This window comes from Pseudomonas sp. JH-2 (assembly GCF_036231725.1).
Classification (GTDB): domain Bacteria; phylum Pseudomonadota; class Gammaproteobacteria; order Pseudomonadales; family Pseudomonadaceae; genus Pseudomonas; species Pseudomonas delhiensis.
In genome coordinates, this window is record NZ_JAZAQP010000065.1 from 1 (window position 1) to 19,247 (window position 19,247).

The window sequence follows — 19,247 nt, forward strand, 5'->3', positions numbered from 1 at the left end:
AGCCGGGCTACCCTCGCGAATTCCCCCGCCACGGAGGCCCGCCCCGAGGGTACGTCCCTGTAGCCCATCGGGGCTCTCGCGACATCCATGTCGCATGACCTCCTGAGCGCCGGTTTCGCTCGGCCTTCTGAAGGGGCGTTCCGGTGTGCTCGGTTGTTTCTCTGGAAACCCGTAGGGCGCATAACGCCTACGGCGTTATCCGCCGTTTTCAACGACGGATGATCGCGGACAGAGTCCGCTCCTACGGTTCCAGGGAAGCACGGACGTAGGAGCGGACTCCGTCCGCGATTTCGCGCGCAGGGCGCGCGCCTGCATGGGCGCGCCATGGTTCCCGGGCACCGGTGTTCCGCCCTACGATTCAGGTAGCGTCCGCGTGGCTGACCAGGCCCTTGATCACCACCGCGGTGCCGGCGATGGCGGCCGGTACCACCAGGGCGGTGAGCACTTGTTCGAAGTTCCAGCCCAGGCCCAGCAGGGTGGCGCCGATCCAGGCGCCGAGGATGGCACCGAAGCGTCCAATGCCAAGCATCCAAGACACCCCGGTGGCACGCCCCTGGGTCGGATAGAAGCGCGCCGCCAGCGAAGGCATGGCCGACTGCGCACCGTTCACACACATGCCCGCAGCCAGCACCAGGCCCGCCAGCAGGCCTAGGGTGCCCAGGCTCTGCCCCACGCAGTAGGCGAAGACACCGGCCAGGCAGTAGAAGATGCCGATCACCTTGTGCGGGTTGAAGCGGTCCATGGCCCAGCCCACCGCCACCGAGCTGAGCACCCCGCCGAGCTGGAACAGCGCGCCGATGAAGGCCGCCTGCTCCAGGCTGGCGCCGCTGTCGCGCATCAGGGTGGGCAGCCAGCTGGTGAGCAGGTAGACGATCACCAGGCCCATGAAATAGGTCAGCCACAGCAGCAGGGTGCCGGCGCTGTAGCGGCCGGCGAACACCACCTTGAGCACGTTGCCGCTGGGCGCACTGCCCTGCTCCGGCACGCTGAAGCCGCCGGCCATGGCGACCTCGGCCGGGGCTATCGGTGCCAGCGCCTTGCGCACACGCGCATCGCCGCGGTTGCGCACCACCAGGAAGCGCGCCGATTCCGGCAGCCACAGCAGCAGCACCAGGGCCAGCGCCAACGGCAGCACGCCGCCGAGCAGCAGCAGGCTGTGCCAGCCGAAGGCCGGGATCAGCTTGGCGGAGATGAAGCCGCCACCGGCCATGCCCAGGTTGAAGCCGCAGAACATGCTGGTGACCAGCAGCGACTTGAGGCGCTCGGGGGTGTACTCGGCGAGCAGCGTGGTGGCGTTGGGCATGGCCGCGCCCAGGCCGACGCCGGTGAGCAGGCGCAGCACCAGCAGTTGGTCGAGGTTGGCGCTGAAGGCGCAGAGCACGCTGAACAGGCCGAACAGGAACACCGCGGCCACCAGCACGACCTTGCGCCCGAAGCGGTCGGCCAGCGGGCCGGAGCCGAGGGCGCCGAAGACCATGCCGATCAGCGCGGCGCTCATCACCGGGCCGAGGCTGGCGCGGTCGATGCCCCAGTCCTGGGTCAGCGCCGGGGCGATGAAGCCCATGGCCGCGGTGTCGAGGCCGTCGAGGAAGACGATGAGGAAGCACAGCAGCACGATGCGGTACTGGTACGCCGACAGCGGCTGGGCATTGATGAAGGACTGGACGTCCAGGGTGCCGGTGGACGGCAGGGTGGCGGAACGGGTCATGCGGCGATTCCTGCAGGCGGACAGGAATGAGGCCGCCACCGGGGCATGGACCGGTGGCTGTCACTCATTGTTGTTATTCGGCGCCCTTGCGGGCGGACGGCCCACAGTACGAATAGTCTGACAGCCCTTCAATTCGATAATCGCCAAGCCGGGCGATTACCGAACAAAACCAACCCTCAGTGGAACAGCCGCGTGCTCAGCTCCCGGCTGGCCTCCAGCAGCACCGGCAGGAAGCGCGTCTCCAGTTCCTGGCGCGACACCCGGCCGACATGGGTGCCGACGTTCAGCGCCGCCAGCACCTGGCCAGCGGAATCCTTCAGCGGCACAGCAACCGAGCGCAGGCCCATCTCCAGCTCCTGGTCGATGATCACCCAGCCCTGCCGGCGGATCTCGGCGATGCTCGCGCGCAGGCCCTCGGGGGTGCACACGGTGCGGCTGGTCTTCACCTGCAGGTCGGCGTGGGCCAGGTAGTCCTCCAGGGCCTGGTCGTCGAGCCCGGCCAGGAGGATGCGGCCCATGGACGTGCAGTAAGCCGGCAGCCGGCTGCCCACGCTGAGGTCCACCGAGATCAGCCGCTGCGGCGTGGCCGAGCGGGCGATGTAGAGGATCTCGTCGCCCTCCAGGGTGGCCATGGAACAGGCCTCGCGCAGCTGCTCGCTGACGCGGTCGAGGATCGGCTGCGCGGTGACCGCCAGCGGCGTCGAGGACAGGTAGGCGTGGCCCAGGGTCAGCACCTTGGGCAGCAGCGAATAGGTGCGCCCGTCGGTGGTCACGTAGCCCAGCTTCATCAGCGTGTGCAGGCAGCGGCGCACGGCGGCGCGGGGAATCTCGGTGCGGTGGCTGACCTGGGCGATGGTCAGGTGGCGCTTGCGCTCCTGGAACGCATGGATCACCGCCAGGCCGCGGGCCAGCGAGGTCATGAAGTTGGGGTCGCCGGTGAAGGCCTCGATGCGCTTGGCCGGCGAAGCGACGATGGGCGGGGCCAGGGTGCCCGAGCTGGCGGAATTTTCGTCGGTCATGGCGCAGTCCTGCTGGCGGAGGGTTTGGCCGATTATCGAAGCGTCGGGCGATAATCGCAAATGGAATTGGGCGATAATCGCCCAAACCTGTATCAGGCCAGACGGCGGATAACCGCGAACGGTTATTCGCCCTACACCATGGCCGACCTGTGCGTAGGGCGTACAACCGTTCGCGGTTGTACGCCGATACACCAGGCACACCCGCCCCTCCGGAGCTGGGCCCGGCTCCCCTACAACGGCTCCAGCTTCAACTGCCGCAACCGGCTCAAGGTCCGCGCGAAATCCACCGCCGCGCCGCCCTCGGCCAGGCGGTCCAGCGACACACTGGCGAACAGCTGCAGGCGCAACTGGCGGTCGTAGGCGATGTCGATGAAGTTGAGGAAGCGCATGCTCACGTCCGGCGGGTAGTCGCCCAGCGGGCCCAGGCCGCTGACCGCCATGCGCGGGAAATGCTCGATCAGCCACAGGTAGTCGGCCGCCGAGCGCGGGCGCTCGAACAGCTCGCTGAAGTCGAGCCAGGCGCGGCCTTCCTCCAGGGCATGGATGCGCAGCGGGTGGTGGTTGACGTCCAGCACCTGGTCGAACTGGGCCGCGTCGTCCAGGCCCAGGCGCGCGCCGATCAGCGCCAGGTCGTCGGCGCGCGCCGGCCACAGGTAGCTGCCCCAGTTCTCCAGGGGCGTGGCGCGCAGGCGGTAGTCCTCGCCGCCGTCCAGCGGCACCACGTCGAAACGTTTCTCGATCAGCTCGATGGCCGGGCGGAAGCGCTCGCGGTACAGCGGGTTGGGGCACAGGCCCTCGGGCTGGTAGTTGGAGGTGCAGACCATGCCCACGCCCTCCTCCACCAGCACCTTGAGCATGCGCCCGAGCAGCATGGCGTCGCCGATGTCGTGCACGTGGAACTCGTCGAAGCACAGCAGCCGCGTCTGCGCGGCGATCTCCCGGGCCGCCCGGGCCAGCGGGTCGGCCTGGCCGGTGAAGGCCATCATGCGTTTCTGCAGCTCCTGCAGGAAGGCGTGGAAATGCACGCGGCGCTTGGCCTGCAAGGGGGCCGCGGCATAGAAGCAGTCCATCACGAAGCTCTTGCCGCGGCCCACGCTGCCCCACAGGTAGACGCCCGCGGGCGGCTTGCGCAGCCAGGAGCGGCGGCCGCCGAGGAAGCCGTCCAGCCAGTCGGCCAGGTGGTCGATGGCGGCCTGCTGCGAGGCGTCGGCGCTGTAGCCGCGCTCGCCCAGGGCCACGCGAAAATGCCGCGACACCCGTGCGGCCACTGATTCGTCGTCGAGGGAATGATCGGAACTCAAGACACACCTTTTCGACATCACCGGCGGTGATGTCCCTTTCAAAACGGCGGGCGAACCGCACATGGGCCGCGCCTGCGACCACCACGGCGCAAGCGGCCGGGTGGACAAAAACCCTGTTCATCGTGCGCCATCACCTTGCCAAGCGGCGCCGGTATTGGCATAACGATGGCCCCGGGCCCCCAGAACAAGGAAGTTGCGATGCGCATCATCGGACGGATCATACTCGCTGTCGTCCTGCTGCTCCTGCTCGTGGGTGGCGTGCTGCTCTGGTACGTCGCCCACCCCAACGTGCCGCAGTACACCGCCCCCGACAAGCTCAACCTGCTGCCGCAATGGGACCAGCAGGCCCGCGAGCACTACTACTACACGCCCCAGGGCACCCAGGTGAAGGGCCTGCTCTACGACTGGTTCGTCCAGCTGCGCCAGCCCTTCTCCGACGAGAAGTTCGCCGACCCGGCCAACCTCGCCCGCTACGGCTTCCTGATCGCCCCCGAGCAGCTCAAGCCGGCCAAGGAGCGCACGCTCGACCCGAACAACCCCGGCAACCTGCCGGTGGGCTTCGCCCGCCACCGCAACGGCGACAACGGCCCCGAGTACCTCGACATCACCTGCTCCGCCTGCCACACCGGCGAGCTGCGCTACAACGGCCAGGCCGTGCGCATCGACGGCGGCGCGGCCATGCACTCCATCGCCTCCACCGTGCCCACCGTGCGCGGCGGCGCCTTCGGCCAGGCGCTGGGCATGAGCATGCTGTTCACCTACATCAACCCCTGGAAGTTCGACCGCTTCGCCGAGGACGTGCTGGGCCAGAACCCCGACAAGCAGGCCAGGGCCGAACTGCGCGCGGGCTTCAAGGACGTGCTCGGCACCCTGCTGGGCACCGCCTGGAACGACACCCGCCGGCGCCTCTACCCCACCGAGGAAGGCCCCGGCCGCGCCGACGCCTTCGGGCGCATCGCCAATGGCGTGTTCGGCGACCACATCAGCGTCGACAACTACCGCGTGGCCAACGCCCCGGTGAACTACCCGCAGCTGTGGGACATCTGGAAGTTCGACTGGGTGCAGTGGAACGGCTCGGCCATGCAGCCCATGGCCCGCAACATCGGCGAGGCCCTGGGCGTGGGCGCCACCCTCGGCCTGCTCGACGCCGACGGCCAGCCGGTGCTGGGCGACGCGCGCTACGCCTCCAGCGTGCGGGTGAAGGACCTCCACGACCTGGAAGAAGGCCTCAAGACCCTCAAGCCGCCGGCCTGGCCGGAAGAGGTGTTCGGCGCCATCGACCTCAAGCGCGCCTCCCAGGGCCGCGCGCTGTTCCGCGAGAACTGCCAGCGCTGCCACGGCCCCCACGTGGTGGAGCCGGACCAGCGCCTGGCCCCCGCGCGCGATCCGGAATGGAAGATGACCATGATCCCCACCCCGGTGATCGGCACCGACCCGACCACCGCGGACAACATCGCCAACCACACCTACGACCTGACGCCGCTGAAATGGCAGCTCGACGAGTTGGACAAGCTCAACGTGGTGCTGATGCCGCCGCCCAGCCAACCACTGGACCTGTCCAGGCTGTCCGCCGCCAAGGGCCTGGCCTACATCACCGCCTACGTCGAACAGCGCGCCTACAAGGACGCCGGCATCGGCCCCGACGAGCAGAAGCGCATGAACGGCTACGGCCTGGAGATCGGCGTGCGCGAGCTGGCCGCCTACAAGGCCCGCCCGCTGGACGGCGTGTGGGCCACCCCGCCGTTCCTGCACAACGGCTCGGTGCCCAACCTGTTCCAGCTGCTCTCGCCGGTGGCCGAGCGCGACACCCAGTTCTACGTCGGCACCTTCGACTTCGACCCGAAGTTCGTCGGCTACCGCACCGAACGCTTCCCCGGCGGCTTCCTGTACAAGACCAGCGTCACCGGCAACAGCAACCGCGGCCACGAATTCCGCGACGGCTGCCGCAAGGACGGCGCCATCGGCCGCGCCCTGAGCCCGGACGAACGCTGGGCGCTGGTGGAATATCTGAAGGTACTGGGCAACCCGGCCTACGAAAGCCGCCTGACCGACGAGCCCACCCAACCCTGGACCCCAGGCCCGAAGTGCGAGTGATGCCAGGACGGGGCTGACCGGCTAACTGCATAGCCCCGCCCCACTCCGAACAGTCCCCTCTCCCTTCAGGGAGAGGGTTAGGGAGAGGGCAAAACCCTCCCCCGAACACCCAACCCACAGAAGAAAACCAAGAAAGCCCCCCGCAAAGGACCGCCCCCATGCGCGCACTGCTCACCCGGATCTGGAACCTCCTCGGCAAATGGGTGGCACTGCCCATCCTCTGCCTGGCCCTGCTAGGCCTGGTCGGCCTGGGCATCGGCTGGGTGTACTACAGCATCAAGTTCAGCGGCCCGGTCTCGACCCAGGAACAGGTCCCCGCGAACGAGGCCCAGCAGACCCAGGCCATCATCGAAGACGCCATCCGCATCGTCGAACAGCACCGCGACAACACCCGCGTGCTGCGCGACGCCCACGCCAAGGCCCACGGCTGCGTGAAGGCCGAAGTCACCGTCAACCCCAACCTGCCCGCCGACCTGCGCCAGGGCGTGTTCGCCCAGCCGGGCAAGGTGTGGAACGCCTGGGTGCGCTTCTCCAACGGCAACGCCTACCCGCAGCAGGACAGCGCCAACGACGCCCGCGGCATGGCCATCAAGCTGCTCGACGTGCCCGGCGCCAAGCTGATGCCCGGCAAGGGCCACGACGGCGAGCAGGACTTCGTCATGTTCAACCACCCGGTATTCTTCGTCCGCGACGTGGCCGAATACCGGCAGAACTTCAACGCCCAGGCCAACGGCCAGAAGGTCCTGGCCTTCTTCCCCAGCTGGAAGCCCAGCACCTGGGAAATCCGCCACCTGCTGATCGCCCTGCAGACCCTCGCCCCCGCCCCGGCCAGCCCGCTGCAGGCCAGCTACTTCGGCATAGCACCCTACAAGCTCGGCGAGCAGAACAACATCAAGTTCCGCACCGTCCCCGCCCCGGGCGCCTGCCCCAACTACCAGTTGCCCAAGCTCAACGAAAAACTGCCGAACTTCCTGCGCACCGCGCTCTACCAGCAGCTCTCCATAGACCGCGTCCCCGCCTGCTTCGCCCTGCAGGTGCAAAAGCAGGACGCCAGCAAATACATGCCCATCGAAGACACCAGCGTGGAATGGAAGGAAAAGGACTCACCCTTCCAGACCGTCGCCCTGGTCAGCATCCCCCCGCAGGACTTCGACAGCCGCGAACAGAACCTGATGTGCGACAACCTCTCCTTCAACCCCTGGCACGCCCTGCCGGAGCATCGGCCGATCGGGGGGATCAACCGGTTGCGCAAGGCGGTTTACGAGGCGGTGAGTGTTTATCGGCATGAGAGGAATGGGGTGGGTGGGGAGTGAGTTGCTTACCTATAGCCCCCCGAATAGCACCACAGAGATCGGATAGCAGCCATCTTAAATCTAAGAGCCAAAAACAAATCATGCACATACGCGAATTCTCAGTAAAAAACTTCAGAGCAATAAGCTCAGTAAAACTCTCGAACCTAGGTGAAGTGGTAATAATAGCCGGCCCCAATGGCTGTGGGAAATCGTGCATCTTAGATGCCATTAGGCTTCTCAAATCTGTATATGGCGGATATAGCCAAAACGAATGGCAGAATTGGTTTGGTGAATTTCAAATAAATTTCCACGGAAGGCAAAGCGAACTATTATCTCTTTTCCAAGACAAATCATCCCCTCTTGAAATTAGTGGAAAATTTGTACTTACAGAAGATGAGAAATCATATCTTCTTGAAAATGTAAAAGAACTATTAACCGACCAAATCTGGCGAGAAGTTTCACCTGAAACCGCAAACTTGAGAAGCGCCAGAGAAATAGCTTTAGCTGCAAATCTTAGAACTCACTCATCTGTAGTTGACTCCAGAGTAAACGAAGCACTACCAGTTCTTCTACACGAGATAAGAAAGGGCATACTGAGCGGGTCACTAAGAATACAAACAGATGGAAAAGCAGTAACCACTCCTTCACGCCTCCTAGAGCTAATATTTAGCACATACGACCCACAAAACATAGGAATAATAGACTACCACGGGGCAAATAGAAACTATAATAGAGAGCAAGTTGGCGGTATAAATCTAAACATTGAGTCATCAGAAGAGCAACTGAGACAGCACGCTCTATACAATTACACCAATAAATATCACAACTTAAAGACAGAGATGGCGTCCAGCTTTATAAGACAACTCATCTCACAAGAATCCGGAAACCAGAAAGACAAGACCGACTCCTTAACCGAGACATTGAAAGAGCTATTCACAACATTTTTCCCTGGAAAAGAATTCCTTGGTCCACAACCTACGGCCAGCGGAGTAATACTCTTCCCAGTACGCACCCCCTCTGGATCATCACATGATATCAACGATCTAAGTTCTGGAGAAAAAGAGGTATTATACGGATACCTCAGACTAAGAAATAGCGCTCCTAGAAATTCAGTATTATTACTAGACGAACCTGAACTCCATCTAAATCCGAGGCTTATCAGAGGATTAGCTGGCTTTTATCACAAACATCTTTCCAAGGCACTAAACAATCAACTCTGGATGATCACCCACTCAGACACTCTAATTAGAGAAACTGTAGGAAAGGAATCATTCCGTGTATTTCACATGCAGCCGGCAGGGAGCCCTCCTCTGCCCAATCAAGTAATTGAGGTCTCTGCCCAAAAAGATATAGAGCAAATTGTAATAGATCTAGTTGGTGATCTAGCCGCATATAGGCCAGGGGCAAAGATAGTTATCTTTGAAGGCGGTGGAGATACAGACTTCGATGTCCGTATGGTCTCAAGCTTATTCCCGGAATTCTCAGCCATTGTCAACCCTATCTCTGCGGGCAACAAACAACGAGTTGCAGAGCTTTACAGCTTATTAGATAAAGCAAAAGATGCCGGAAGCCTACCTGTTAGATTCTACTCAATAAATGACTCTGATGGAGAACTTCCAGCACCTTCGAAGAACACAGGCCCAACATTCACCTGGAATGTTTACCATATCGAAAACTACCTTTTAGAGCCCAAATTCATCCATAAGGTTCTTTCAGACGTAAATTTAGCAACCAAATCAGTATCCTCACCGGACTGCATAGAGTCAGAACTCCTATCATGCGCCAAGGAAACCATATCATCACTAGTTCTCCACCAAATCAAAGCAAGGATAAACTCTACACTCCTGAGCTTCATCGACATAAACATTGATCCAAAATCATCACCTTTGGCTCCCGCATTTCTAGAGGCAGCTGAGCGTGCAAAAAACAAAATAACAAATAGCTTTACTAGCACACTATCCTTGACAGAGCTAGCGAGCCTAGAAAGGCTAACAATAGAAAACTTAAATACGGCCCTTGAGGACGGATCCTGGAAAACAAAATTTCGTGGAAGGGATATCCTTAAGCGTTTTATAGGCCGACATGGGAGTGGAATGAAGTACGAGCCTTTCAGAGACCTTATAATTGCCAGAATGAAAGATGCCGGCCATCAACCTGATGGAATGAAGATAATTATAAACAAAATAATGGAGGAAAAAATATAAAATTATATTTTTAAAAACCTTCAACCCCAATAGATTTAGAGAAAAACAGAAAAATGGACAAACTTATTGAACCAATCCAACCACAACCTTCAAGAAAAATTTAGAGTAGAAAAATAATCCCGCCCCTTTCAGGGATACAATTGGTAGTCAGTACTAATGCAGTTGGTTGGTTAGATTACTGCGACTGCGCATTTGCTCGCAAACTACGAAATCGGCCCTACCCCCGATAAATCTAGATTAGGAATTAATTAAACATAGAGCCTTGGGCGTTCTCGGCCTGCATTAGGAGTCAATGGGTAATGGCGCGGCCATAGAACAGAAAAACCCCAGCCATGACAGTGTTGCTACCACCGAATATGGTGCTGTATTTCAGCTCCAACCCAAGGGGGGTAATCTCGATATTCAGCAAGTAAGGCGAGGAGATACCTTTGCTGTTCAGATACTCGGATTTGAGGTCTTCGGGGATATTTGGGGACAAGCTTGCGCCGATGAAGTCATAGCCGACAGGCACTCGCCGCTTGGTCAGGATAACGAGCTCGGACTCAGGCCCAATAGGGATCTGAGTTGCACTGTGTTGGGGAACAGCCAAGGTGTCCAAAAGTTTCTTGGACAATACATGGCTCGGCGAGAACCGCAAAGGACTAGATTGATTGATATCTAGAATCCTTATCTTGACTTTCTCGGCGGGCAGGTTGCTGGTATTTTCTAGGGAGAGCGTCAGATACCGCTCTGCGTCACCAGCCCAATGTGTCAGGTTGACATTCGAAAACTTCACATTCGTTGGGTTTGACGCCTCAATAAATCTCGCCATCTTCTGTAGCGAATCGGCGGCACTCTTTGATGCCGCCAGACCAGAGCAGAATGTCGTGGTGGGAAGCTGTACGTTCCCTCCTTGGGGGTTATTGATCACAACGTTGCAGTCTCCCTTGAGGTCTTGGTAGTTCTGCGATGGAGATGGGGTAGCCAGCGCTACGGCCGGGCCAAAGACGAACACGAATGTCTGAACGAGCCGGATCATTTGCCTTTCTCCGAATGGTTGATCAGCACATTGTTTGAGCCTTGCACCAGTTGGATATTTTCTACTGCTGCCTGGCTTTCGGCCGCCTTCGGACCCCCGCCCTGACGCTTGTATTCGCCGAGTACCGCCAGTGACAATGCCCCCAGCGATACCACGATAAAGGCCGAGGTCACGAAGGATTGCAATCTCAGGCTGGCTCGTGCCTTCAGCATGCAGAGAAATACAGTGGCCACTACCAGCACAACAAATGCCGCCAGAGTAAGGGGATTGTTGAGGTAAGGGGCCCAGGCATTTAGGTTGTTCATTTCTAAAGAATCCTTGCTCGCACAAGAACTCACAGGGCGACCGATGGCCGGGGAATTTAAGGGAGAGGAACTCCTTACCTTGTTATTTTTTTCGTTAAGATACCAATGTGGTGAGGACGTTTCTGTTACCTTGTTGTTCCCTTAGGCGACGGTCCGTCTGCCCTTTGATCGGTATTGCAAGGCTGTACGACGAAGTAGATGTTGCAAACCTTACACTGCACCTGCATTTCAATAGGCATGAGTCATTCCTTTGCCCGCGTCCAGATTCCAGCCGAAGTGTAGCTGCGGATCGCAGTTTCTCTCAGAAAGCGGGGTTCCGGACCGAAACTACAAAGGGCTCTGAGCGTCCACGTCAGGCCCCAGCAACCGCTCAACATCATATGGCCTTATCAAACGCTCGAGTCTCGCACACTAACACCAGCTACCAAGAACTGGCGGCATCACAACCTCTTGACCATTCCCCTCTATCGTCCCTACCCTCCACTCGCCCCGTGAAAACGACGGGACCGGGTTTAGCAGCCTGAACAATCAGTGTGCGGAAACGCCTAGCGATTTCCGGCGACGAGATTCGCCTGGAATTTGCCTCTACGGCGGGCCGCATGGGGAGACCTTCAGGTCTGCCGGTACACTGATTCCGGTCTGCTAACCCCATGCGGTTCCGCCTCCATTTCCGTTTAGCAGCGGAAGAGGCGGTCCTATCCAATCAGTGAAGGACCTTTCCCATGGACGAATCCACCCTCCCCACCCCGCTCTACTTCTTCCACAACCACCGCCCCCTCCGCGCGCTCTTGCTCGATGACCAGGTCTGGTTCGTGCTGGACGATCTGCGCCGGTTGATCGGGCATCCCAGCAATGAACGGCTGGCCAGGCGCCTGGAGGATGACCAGTTGTGTACGCAGTGGCTGCGCCTGGACGATGGCGGCAGCCTGGAGCGGGTGCTGGTCAGCGAGTCCGGGGCCTATGCGCTGGTGTTCCATTTTGCCCATGCCGATCTGGGTGGGTTGCGTCGTTGGATCAGTACGCGGGTGGTGCCGGAGGTGCGGGGCCAGGGCGGTGGCGATGGGCCGCGGCAGTTGTGTTTGAGTTGGGGGCGGTGCGGTGTGCGGGTGCTGGATTGGCAGGGGCAGTTGTGGGTGGATATGGCGGAGCTGCCGCGGTTGGTGCGGGGGTCTGCCGAGGCGCGGGTGGGTTGGCGGGAGTGGGCGCGGCGGTTGAGGTAGGTTTTTCGTAGGAGCGGGCTTGCTCGCGAATGGTGTTTTCCGGTAGCTGCGGTGTTTGGGGTGATGCTGTTCCCTCTCCCCGGCCCTCTCCCGCAAGCGGGAGAGGGGGTTGTTCGGCGCGAGGGGGAGTGCTGAGTCGTCCTGATGCCTTGTCGTTCTTGCGAGCTGGCGCGGTGCCAGCCCGGTTCGCGAGCAAGCTCGCTCCTACGAAGAGCGTGAAGAGCGCGTTGGGTGGCTCATATTTTCGTATGAGGCGGGTGTGGTGGATTGCGTGGATTGCACGATTGTCCGTCCTCCTTGCCGGGGCGACAGTGGGGTATCGACAGTTCACCCACGGACAACGCCCCCATGAAACGTTCCCTCTGGCTTCAGGAAATCGCCGACGAACTTGCGCCCACCGTGCCGTTGCAGGAAGACATCACGGTGGACGTGGCCATCGTCGGCGGGGGCTTCGTCGGGTTGTGGACGGCGTTGCGCCTGCTGGAGCTGGAGCCGCGGTGCCGCATTGCCATTCTCGAGCGGGATATCTGTGGCGGCGGGGCTTCGGGGCGCAATGGCGGGTTCGTGATGTCCTGGTGGCCGAAGATCAGCTCCCTGGCCGCGCAGTGCGGCAGGGAGGAGGCGCTGCGCCTGGCGCGGGCTTCGGCGGCGGCCATTGGGGAGATCGGCGAGTTCTGCGAGGCCCATGGCATCGATGCGCATTTCCGCCGTGGCGGCTGGCTGTGGACCGCCACCAGCAATGCCCAGCGCGGCGCCTGGAAGGATGTGCAGCGCACTTGCGAGCGCCTGGGCGAGGCGGTGTTCGAGCCGCTGGCCGACGCCGAGGTGGCGCGCCGTGCCGGTTCGCCGCGGCACCTGGAGGGGGTGCTGGAGGCCAGCAACGCCACCGTGCAGCCGGCGCGGCTGGCCCGTGGGCTGCGCCGGGTGGCCCTGGAGAAGGGTGTGCGGATTTTCGAGAACACCCAGGTGGAGGACTTCCAGCGCAGCGCCCCTGCCCTGCTGCGCACGCCGGGCGGCACCGTGACCGCGGGCCGCGTGGTGCTGGCCACCAATGCCTGGGCCGCGCAGATTCCCGAGCTGCGCCGGACCATCCTGCCAGTGACCAGCACCGTTGTCGCCACCGCGCCCATTCCCGACCGCCTGAAGTGGATCGGCTGGACCGGCGGCGAGGCCGTCACCGACTCGCAGTTGATGGTGGACTACTACCGCACCACCCGCGACGGGCGCATCGCCTTCGGCAAGGGTACCGGGATGATCAGTTTCGCCAGCCGCATCGACGAGGGTTTCGACGACGATGCGCAGCTCAGCCGCGATACCGAGGCGGACTTCCGCCGCACCTACCCGCAGTTGCACGACGTGCCCATCACCCACAGCTGGTGCGGGCCCATCGACCGCACCTACGACAGCCTGCCGGTGTTCGGCCACCTGCAGGACGCGCCGCACATCTTCTATGGCATCGGCTGGAGTGGGAATGGGGTGGGCCCCAGCCGCCTCGGCGGGCGCATCCTCGCCAGCCTGGCGCTGGGCCGCGACGACGAGTGGAGCCGCTGCGGCCTGGTGGGCCGCCAGCCCAGGCGCTTCCCGCCCGAGCCGCTGCGCTACCTGGGCGGCCTGCTGGTGCGCGGCGCGGTGCAGCGCAAGGAGGCCCGCGAGGCCGACGACGAACAACCGGGCTGGCTGGACCGTGCGCTGAGCACCCTGGCCCCGGCCGGCCTGGAAGACAAGAGCCTCTGACCGCAGGAGTACGCCATGAACCAACCCATCCGCCTGACCGCCACCGCCAGCCTCGCCCTGCCCGCCGCCGTGCCGGCCAAGGTGCCCGTCGGCACGCCGCTGGCCGAGGCCGCCACCCACGCCGTGGAGGGCCCCGGCGGGCTGCTCACCGGCGTCTGGGAATGCACGCCGGGGCGCTTCCGCCGCCAGGTGCTGGAACGCGAGTTCAGCCATTTCATCAGCGGGCACTGCTTCTTCGAGCCCGACGGCGGCGAGCCGATCGAGCTGCGCCCGGGCGACGCGGTGCTGTTCCCGGCGAACTGCCAGGGCACCTGGGACGTGCGCGAGACGGTGCGCAAGAGCTTCGTGATCATTCCCTGAAGCCGGCGATCTGCGCCGCGCGCAGGGCGATCCAGAGCACCGCGACGTCTTCGGTGGAATCCAGCGAGCGGCCGGTGATCTCCTCGATGCGGCGGATGCGGTAGACCAGCGTCTGCTTGTGCACGTTGAGGCGCTGGGCGGCCTTCTGCCAGGAGCGGTTCTGCTCCAGGAACACCAGCAGGGTGTGCTCCAGCTGCGCGCCCTGCTGCTGGTCGTAGTCGGCCAGCGCGCCGAGCACGCGGCGGTGCACCCGCGCCGCTTCCTCCAGGCTGGCGGGCAGCCAGGATTGTTCGCTCTGCGCCTCGGCGTAGCGCGCCAGCGGCCGCTGCGCGGAGGCGTGGGCCAGCGCCAGGCGGGCCTCGCGCAATGCCTCCGGGGCGCGGCCGGCGTGGCCCAGCGGGTTGCCCAGGCCGAGCGGGCAGCCCAGCGCCTGTTGCAGCGCCTCGGCGGATTCGCCGCGGGCCAGCAGCAGGATGAGTTCCTCGCCCTGGTTGCGCAGCAGCAGGTTCACCCCGTGCCGGCGCAGGCGTTGCGCCCAGCGTTCGGGCAGCGGCCCGGCGGGCCGCGCCACGGCCAGGGTGGCCTGTTCCACCGGGCAGTCCAGGGCGGCCAGGCGCTCCTGCGCCGGGCGTTCGCTCAGGCGTTGCTGCAATAGGTCGTCGAGCAGTTCCGAACCCTGCCGCAGCAGGCGCTCGTGCTCCACCTGCAGGCGCTCCAGCTCGATGCCCAGCACCGCCGTCACGTGGTGCAGCAGGCCGTAGTCGAGCAGTTCGCCGCCGCTGGCCAGCAGTTCGCAGGCGGCCAGGGACGGCAGCGCCATCACCAATGCCTCTTCCTCGCCGGCCAGGTAGCGGTTCACCGAGGCGCCGCCGCCGCGCCGCTCGCCCAGGGCCTGGCGCCAGGCTTCGGGCAGCGGTTCCAGGCCTTCCTGCCAGGGCTCCAGGCTGGCCGCGTCGAACAGGTACAGGCGCGCCCGCACGTCCGCCGCCAGGCGCTTGAGCAGGGCGTCCGGGCCCAGGCCGCGCAGGCCCATGCGCGCGCTTTCGTAGATGCGCGTGACGGCGCTGCGGCGTTCGTATTCCTCCTGCTTGCCGGCGTCGAGGATGGCCCGGGTGACCGCCGAGAACGGCACCGAGTAGTGCGTCATCAGCAGGGGGAAGCCCAGGCGCTGGGCGGCCTCCTGCAGGGCGCCGAGGTCGGCCGGGGCCTGCATGTTCTCGCCGATCATCAGCCCGGCCAGGCGCGCCGCCGCCAGCCGCTCCAGGTAGGCGCGCTGGGCCTCGGGCTGGGCCGGGATGCCGATGCCGGTGGTCATCAGCAGGTCGCCCTCGCCCAGCCACTCGGTGGGGTCGGCCAGTTCGCACACGTGGGCCCAGCGCAGGCGCCGCGCGGTGTTTTCCGCGCCGGCCAGCAGGCGGGTGCGCAGGGCGCTGTCGTCGAGGATGTCTTGGATGCAGAACGGCATGGGGCGGCTTCCGGCGGCGGGTGGAGGTGGCGCGCGGGCAAGGATGACACCAATGCCGCCCGCCTGTCGCGCCGGGGCGCGGCGCCCCGTACGGAGGTACGAGCGGCCCCGGCCGAATCGTTGTTCCGTCTGATTGTCCGGCGCCGCGCGGCGCGCCGAGACTAATCGCGAATCGCCAGCCCTCACCGACTCGACGGAGAACAACAATGCACAAGTCCCTGAGCAGCGCCATCACCCTAGCCCTCGCCTGCCTCGCCGGCCAGGCCCATGCCGACATCACCGTGGTGTCCCACGGCGGCGCCAACAAGGCCGCCCAGGTCAAGGCCTTCTACGAGCCCTATGCGACCCAGGCCGGCAGCCGGGTGATCGCCGACGAGTTCAACGGCGAGATGGCCAAGGTGAAGGTGCAGGTGGATACCGGCAGCGTGTCCTGGGACGTGGTGGAGATGGAGATGCCGGAGCTGGCCCGCGCCTGCGACGAGGGCCTGCTGGAGGAGATCGGCGAGGACCCGGCCATCGCCAGGCTCGCCCCGCAGTTGCTCGAAGGCGCGGTGCAGCCGTGCGGCGTGGGCTTCTTCGTGTGGTCCACGGTGCTGGCCTACAACGCCGACAAGCTGAAGACCGCGCCCACCAGTTGGGCCGACTTCTGGGACCTGCAGAAGTACCCGGGCAAGCGTGGCCTGCGCAAGGGCGCCATGTACACCCTGGAGTTCGCGCTGATGGCCGATGGCGTGGCGCCGAAGGACGTCTATGCCGTGCTGGCCACGAAGGAAGGCCAGGACCGCGCCTTCCGCAAGCTCGACCAGATCAAGCCGAGCATCCAGTGGTGGGAGGCCGGCGCCCAGCCGCCGCAGTACCTGGTCTCGGGCGACGTGGTGATGAGCTCGGTGTACAACGGCCGGATCGCCGCCGTGCAGAACGAGAGCAACCTGCGCATCGTCTGGAACGGCGGCATCTACGACATGGACGCCTTCACCATTCCCAAGGGCGCCAGGCGCGCCGAGGAAGGCCGCCGGTTCATCGAGTTCGTGCTGCAGACCGAGCAGCAGAAGGCCTACGCCCAGCAGATCGCCTACGGCCCGGTGAACACCGCCGCGGTCGGCCAGGTGGATGAGGCCCGGCGCCGCGACATGCCCACCGACGCGGCCAACCTGGCCAACCAGGTGCAGATGAACGCCGCCTTCTGGGCCGACCACGGCGAACAGCTGGAGCAGCGCTTCAACGCCTGGGCGGCGCGCTGATCGCCGAAACCCCGTTCCCACAGTGTGGCGTGCCCGCGCCCACTTTCCGAGCCGCCTGCGGGCGGCTTCTTTTTGCCCGGCGGGCGCGTCAGCGCCAGTCGAGGATCGGCCAGCCGAAGGCTTCGGCGTGGCTGCGCAGGGCCGGATCGGGGTTGACCGCGCGGGGGTTCTCCACCAGGGAGAGCAGCGGCAGGTCGTTGCGCGAATCGGAGTAGAAGTGGGCGCCGACCAGGCTTTCGCCCTGTGCCTGCAGCCAGGTCCGCAGGCGGGCGATCTTGCCCGCGCGGTAGGTCAGGGTGCCCCGGGTGTGGCCGCTGTAGGTCCCGTCGCTCTGCTCCAGGTCGATGGCCAGGACTTCGCTGACGCCCAGCCGGGCGGCGATGCTGGCGACCAGGAAGTGCGCCGAGGCGGAGATGACCAGCAGGCGGTCGCCGGCCTGGCGGTGGTGGTTCAGGCAGCCCAGGGCGTCGAAGCGGATGCGCGGGCCTATGACGTCGGTGACGAAGGGCTCCACCACCGCGGCGACGGCTGCGGGCGTGCGCCCCGCCAGCGGTGCCAGGGTGAAGGCCATGTAGTCCTCCATCGCCAGTTCGCCCCGGGCGTAGAGGGCCATGAGCGCCTGGTCGTGGTGGACGAAGACATCGCCGTCCACCCAGCCCAGGTCGGCCATGTGCCGGCTCCACAGGCTGGCGCAGTCGCCGTCGATGAGGGTGTCGTCCAGGTCGAAGAGTGCGAGGGCCATGGGCCTGCTCCTTAGTGTGCTCGGGAATGCTGGCCGGGCCGCCCCGCGGCCCGGCGTGTCGGCGCTGGCGGCTCAGCGCGCCTGCAGGCCGCTGGCGGGTACGGTGCCGGCCTGGCCCTGCGGGACGCTGTACCAGAACGGCACCAGCAGCAGGCAGGCCGCCAGGGCGGTGCCGGTGAAAAGGACGAACACCGAGAGGGTGTCGAAGTAGCCGGGCAGCAGGCCGCCGAGGATCGCCCCCACCGAGCCGCAGCCATTGACGAAGCCGGTGGCGGTGCCGGCGGCCCGGCGGGTGCCGAAGTCGATGGCGGCGGCGCCGCTGATCATCGAGTCGGGGCCGTAGAGGGTCACGCCCATCAGGAACAGCAACCCCACCACCAGGTACAGGTTGCCGCTCAGCAGCACCGGCACGAACAGCGCCAGGCACACCGCCAGCGCCAGCAGGCTGAGCACGCAGGCGGGCATGCGCCGGGCGCCGAACAGCCGGTCCGAGGCCAGGCCGATGAGGATGGGCCCGAGCAGGCCGGCCATCTCGAAGGCAGTGGGGACGATGGCCGCGGCAACCTTGCCGATCTCCGGCATGCGCTCGTAGATAATCACCGGGCCCCAGAACAGGATGGCGTAGCGGGCCGGCTTGAGCAGGAAGTAGGCCAGCCCCAGGACCAGCACGGTGCGGTTGCGCAGCACCTGACGCAGCGCGTCCCACAGGCCGCCGTCGGCTTGCGTCGGCGGTTCGTGCCGGTCCTCCAGCGGCGGCAGGCCGACGTCTTCCGGGCGGTTGCGCTGCAGCAGCAGGAACAGGCAACCCACCACCAGCACCACGCCGGCGGCGGAAAGGAAGGCCACCTGCCAGTCGTCGGTGAGCCGGTAGGCGCACCAGCCGACGAAGGGCGTGGCCACCAGGCCGCCGAAGGCGTAGCAGGTGCTCCAGTAGCCCATGGCGCGGCCGCGCTCGCCGGTGGAGAAGAAGCAGCCCATGTTCTTGCACAATCCCGACCAGCCGGTGGACTGCGCCAGGCCCTGGACGACCATGCAGGTGGCGAAGATCGGCAGGGTGGCGAAGGTGCCCATGGCCAGCGCCGCCAGGGCCGAGACGAACAGCCCTACGCCCACCACCACGCGCGGGCCGTAGCGGTCGGCGAAGCTGCCCCAGACGAACTGGCCCACGGCATAAGCGGCGAGGTAGAGGGCATCCAGGTCGGCCATCGCCGCCTTGTCGAGGACGAAGCCCGGGTCTTCGCCAATGCCCAGCTTGGCCACGGAGAAGGCCTTGCGGGTGAAATAGAAGGCCGCGTAGGCCAGCCAGGTGATGGCGAAGATCTGGATGCGCCAGCGCTGCTGGGCGGTCCAGCCGCCGGTTCGAGTCTGCATGAGTGGTGCTCCCCCTTGGTGTTCTTTTCTTGTGGTGGGTGCGGCCGGTGCACGGCAAGGCCTCGTCCAGCGGCACGAAGGGGCGAGCTTAGGTGTGGCGCAACGCGCAGAACTTGACCGCTGGCTCACGCTGCGAAGCCCGGGGGTCAAGTCCCACAGTGCTCGGCGCAATT

The 19,247-nt window shown here is 64.2% G+C and carries 15 protein-coding genes; 7 read left to right on the forward strand and 8 right to left on the reverse strand.

The annotated features are described in order from the left end of the window. Positions 1 to 358 precede the first annotated feature (358 nt). The 3 genes from VV867_RS28185 to zapE form a co-directional block, all read right to left on the reverse strand. Positions 359 to 1,708 carry an MFS transporter gene (locus tag VV867_RS28185; RefSeq protein WP_328568161.1) on the reverse strand — a complete coding sequence of 450 codons (1,350 nt, stop codon included), beginning with the start codon at positions 1,706 to 1,708 and terminating at the stop codon, positions 359 to 361. A gap of 176 nt (positions 1,709 to 1,884) precedes the next feature. Beyond that, positions 1,885 to 2,727 (reverse strand): IclR family transcriptional regulator, encoded by an 843-nt coding sequence (locus tag VV867_RS28190; protein WP_089390349.1) that lies wholly within the window; start codon positions 2,725 to 2,727, stop codon positions 1,885 to 1,887. Positions 2,728 to 2,957: 230 nt separating this feature from the next. Further along, positions 2,958 to 4,028 carry a cell division protein ZapE gene (gene zapE / locus VV867_RS28195; RefSeq protein ID WP_109934528.1) on the reverse strand — a complete coding sequence of 357 codons (1,071 nt, stop codon included), beginning with the start codon at positions 4,026 to 4,028 and terminating at the stop codon, positions 2,958 to 2,960. Between the two features lie 198 nt (positions 4,029 to 4,226). Between zapE and VV867_RS28200 the strand changes: the two genes are divergently transcribed. From VV867_RS28200 to VV867_RS28210, 3 genes are all read left to right on the forward strand, one after another. Next, positions 4,227 to 6,122: a cytochrome c gene (locus tag VV867_RS28200; protein ID WP_328568162.1), complete on the forward strand. Its 1,896-nt coding sequence runs from the start codon at positions 4,227 to 4,229 to the stop codon at positions 6,120 to 6,122. A gap of 158 nt (positions 6,123 to 6,280) precedes the next feature. Beyond that, positions 6,281 to 7,435 carry a catalase family protein gene (locus tag VV867_RS28205; protein ID WP_328568163.1) on the forward strand — a complete coding sequence of 385 codons (1,155 nt, stop codon included), beginning with the start codon at positions 6,281 to 6,283 and terminating at the stop codon, positions 7,433 to 7,435. Between the two features lie 80 nt (positions 7,436 to 7,515). Next, a complete protein-coding gene (locus tag VV867_RS28210) occupies positions 7,516 to 9,618 on the forward strand; it encodes an AAA family ATPase (RefSeq protein ID WP_328568164.1) in 2,103 nt (700 codons plus the stop codon). A 289-nt stretch (positions 9,619 to 9,907) separates the two neighbouring features. On the opposite strand, the gene VV867_RS28215 is transcribed toward VV867_RS28210, so the two are convergent. Then, the gene (locus tag VV867_RS28215; protein ID WP_328568165.1) at positions 9,908 to 10,636 is read right to left on the reverse strand and encodes a hypothetical protein; all 729 of its coding nucleotides are present in this window, start codon (positions 10,634 to 10,636) and stop codon (positions 9,908 to 9,910) included. Continuing rightward, positions 10,633 to 10,941: a hypothetical protein gene (locus tag VV867_RS28220; RefSeq protein WP_328568166.1), complete on the reverse strand. Its 309-nt coding sequence runs from the start codon at positions 10,939 to 10,941 to the stop codon at positions 10,633 to 10,635. The genes VV867_RS28215 and VV867_RS28220 overlap by 4 nt, the downstream gene beginning before the upstream one ends. 722 nt (positions 10,942 to 11,663) lie before the next feature. On the opposite strand from VV867_RS28220, the gene VV867_RS28225 reads away from it, so the two are divergent. The 3 genes from VV867_RS28225 to VV867_RS28235 all read left to right on the forward strand — a co-directional run bounded on the left by VV867_RS28225 (position 11,664) and on the right by VV867_RS28235 (position 14,255). After that, positions 11,664 to 12,161, forward strand: coding sequence for a BRO-N domain-containing protein (locus tag VV867_RS28225; protein WP_328568167.1), 498 nt, complete (start codon positions 11,664 to 11,666; stop codon positions 12,159 to 12,161). Between the two features lie 348 nt (positions 12,162 to 12,509). Beyond that, the gene (locus tag VV867_RS28230) at positions 12,510 to 13,895 is read left to right on the forward strand and encodes an NAD(P)/FAD-dependent oxidoreductase (RefSeq protein ID WP_328568168.1); all 1,386 of its coding nucleotides are present in this window, start codon (positions 12,510 to 12,512) and stop codon (positions 13,893 to 13,895) included. Positions 13,896 to 13,910: 15 nt separating this feature from the next. Continuing rightward, positions 13,911 to 14,255, forward strand: a complete 345-nt coding sequence (locus VV867_RS28235; RefSeq protein ID WP_328568169.1) for a cupin domain-containing protein — start codon at positions 13,911 to 13,913, stop codon at positions 14,253 to 14,255. Here VV867_RS28235 and VV867_RS28240 read toward each other — a convergent pair. Beyond that, positions 14,245 to 15,720, reverse strand: coding sequence for a PucR family transcriptional regulator (locus tag VV867_RS28240; RefSeq protein ID WP_328568170.1), 1,476 nt, complete (start codon positions 15,718 to 15,720; stop codon positions 14,245 to 14,247). The two genes, VV867_RS28235 and VV867_RS28240, sit on opposite strands and share 11 nt — an antisense overlap. 206 nt (positions 15,721 to 15,926) lie before the next feature. Between VV867_RS28240 and VV867_RS28245 the strand changes: the two genes are divergently transcribed. Further along, positions 15,927 to 16,961 (forward strand): ABC transporter substrate-binding protein, encoded by a 1,035-nt coding sequence (locus VV867_RS28245; protein ID WP_328568171.1) that lies wholly within the window; start codon positions 15,927 to 15,929, stop codon positions 16,959 to 16,961. A gap of 88 nt (positions 16,962 to 17,049) precedes the next feature. Here the strand turns inward: VV867_RS28245 and VV867_RS28250 are convergent, their stop codons facing one another. Together VV867_RS28250 and VV867_RS28255 are read right to left on the reverse strand one after the other, a co-directional pair. Beyond that, positions 17,050 to 17,703 carry an HAD family hydrolase gene (locus VV867_RS28250; RefSeq protein ID WP_328568172.1) on the reverse strand — a complete coding sequence of 218 codons (654 nt, stop codon included), beginning with the start codon at positions 17,701 to 17,703 and terminating at the stop codon, positions 17,050 to 17,052. A gap of 72 nt (positions 17,704 to 17,775) precedes the next feature. Beyond that, the gene (locus tag VV867_RS28255) at positions 17,776 to 19,074 is read right to left on the reverse strand and encodes an MFS transporter (RefSeq protein WP_328568173.1); all 1,299 of its coding nucleotides are present in this window, start codon (positions 19,072 to 19,074) and stop codon (positions 17,776 to 17,778) included. Between the last annotated feature and the right edge of the window lie 173 nt (positions 19,075 to 19,247).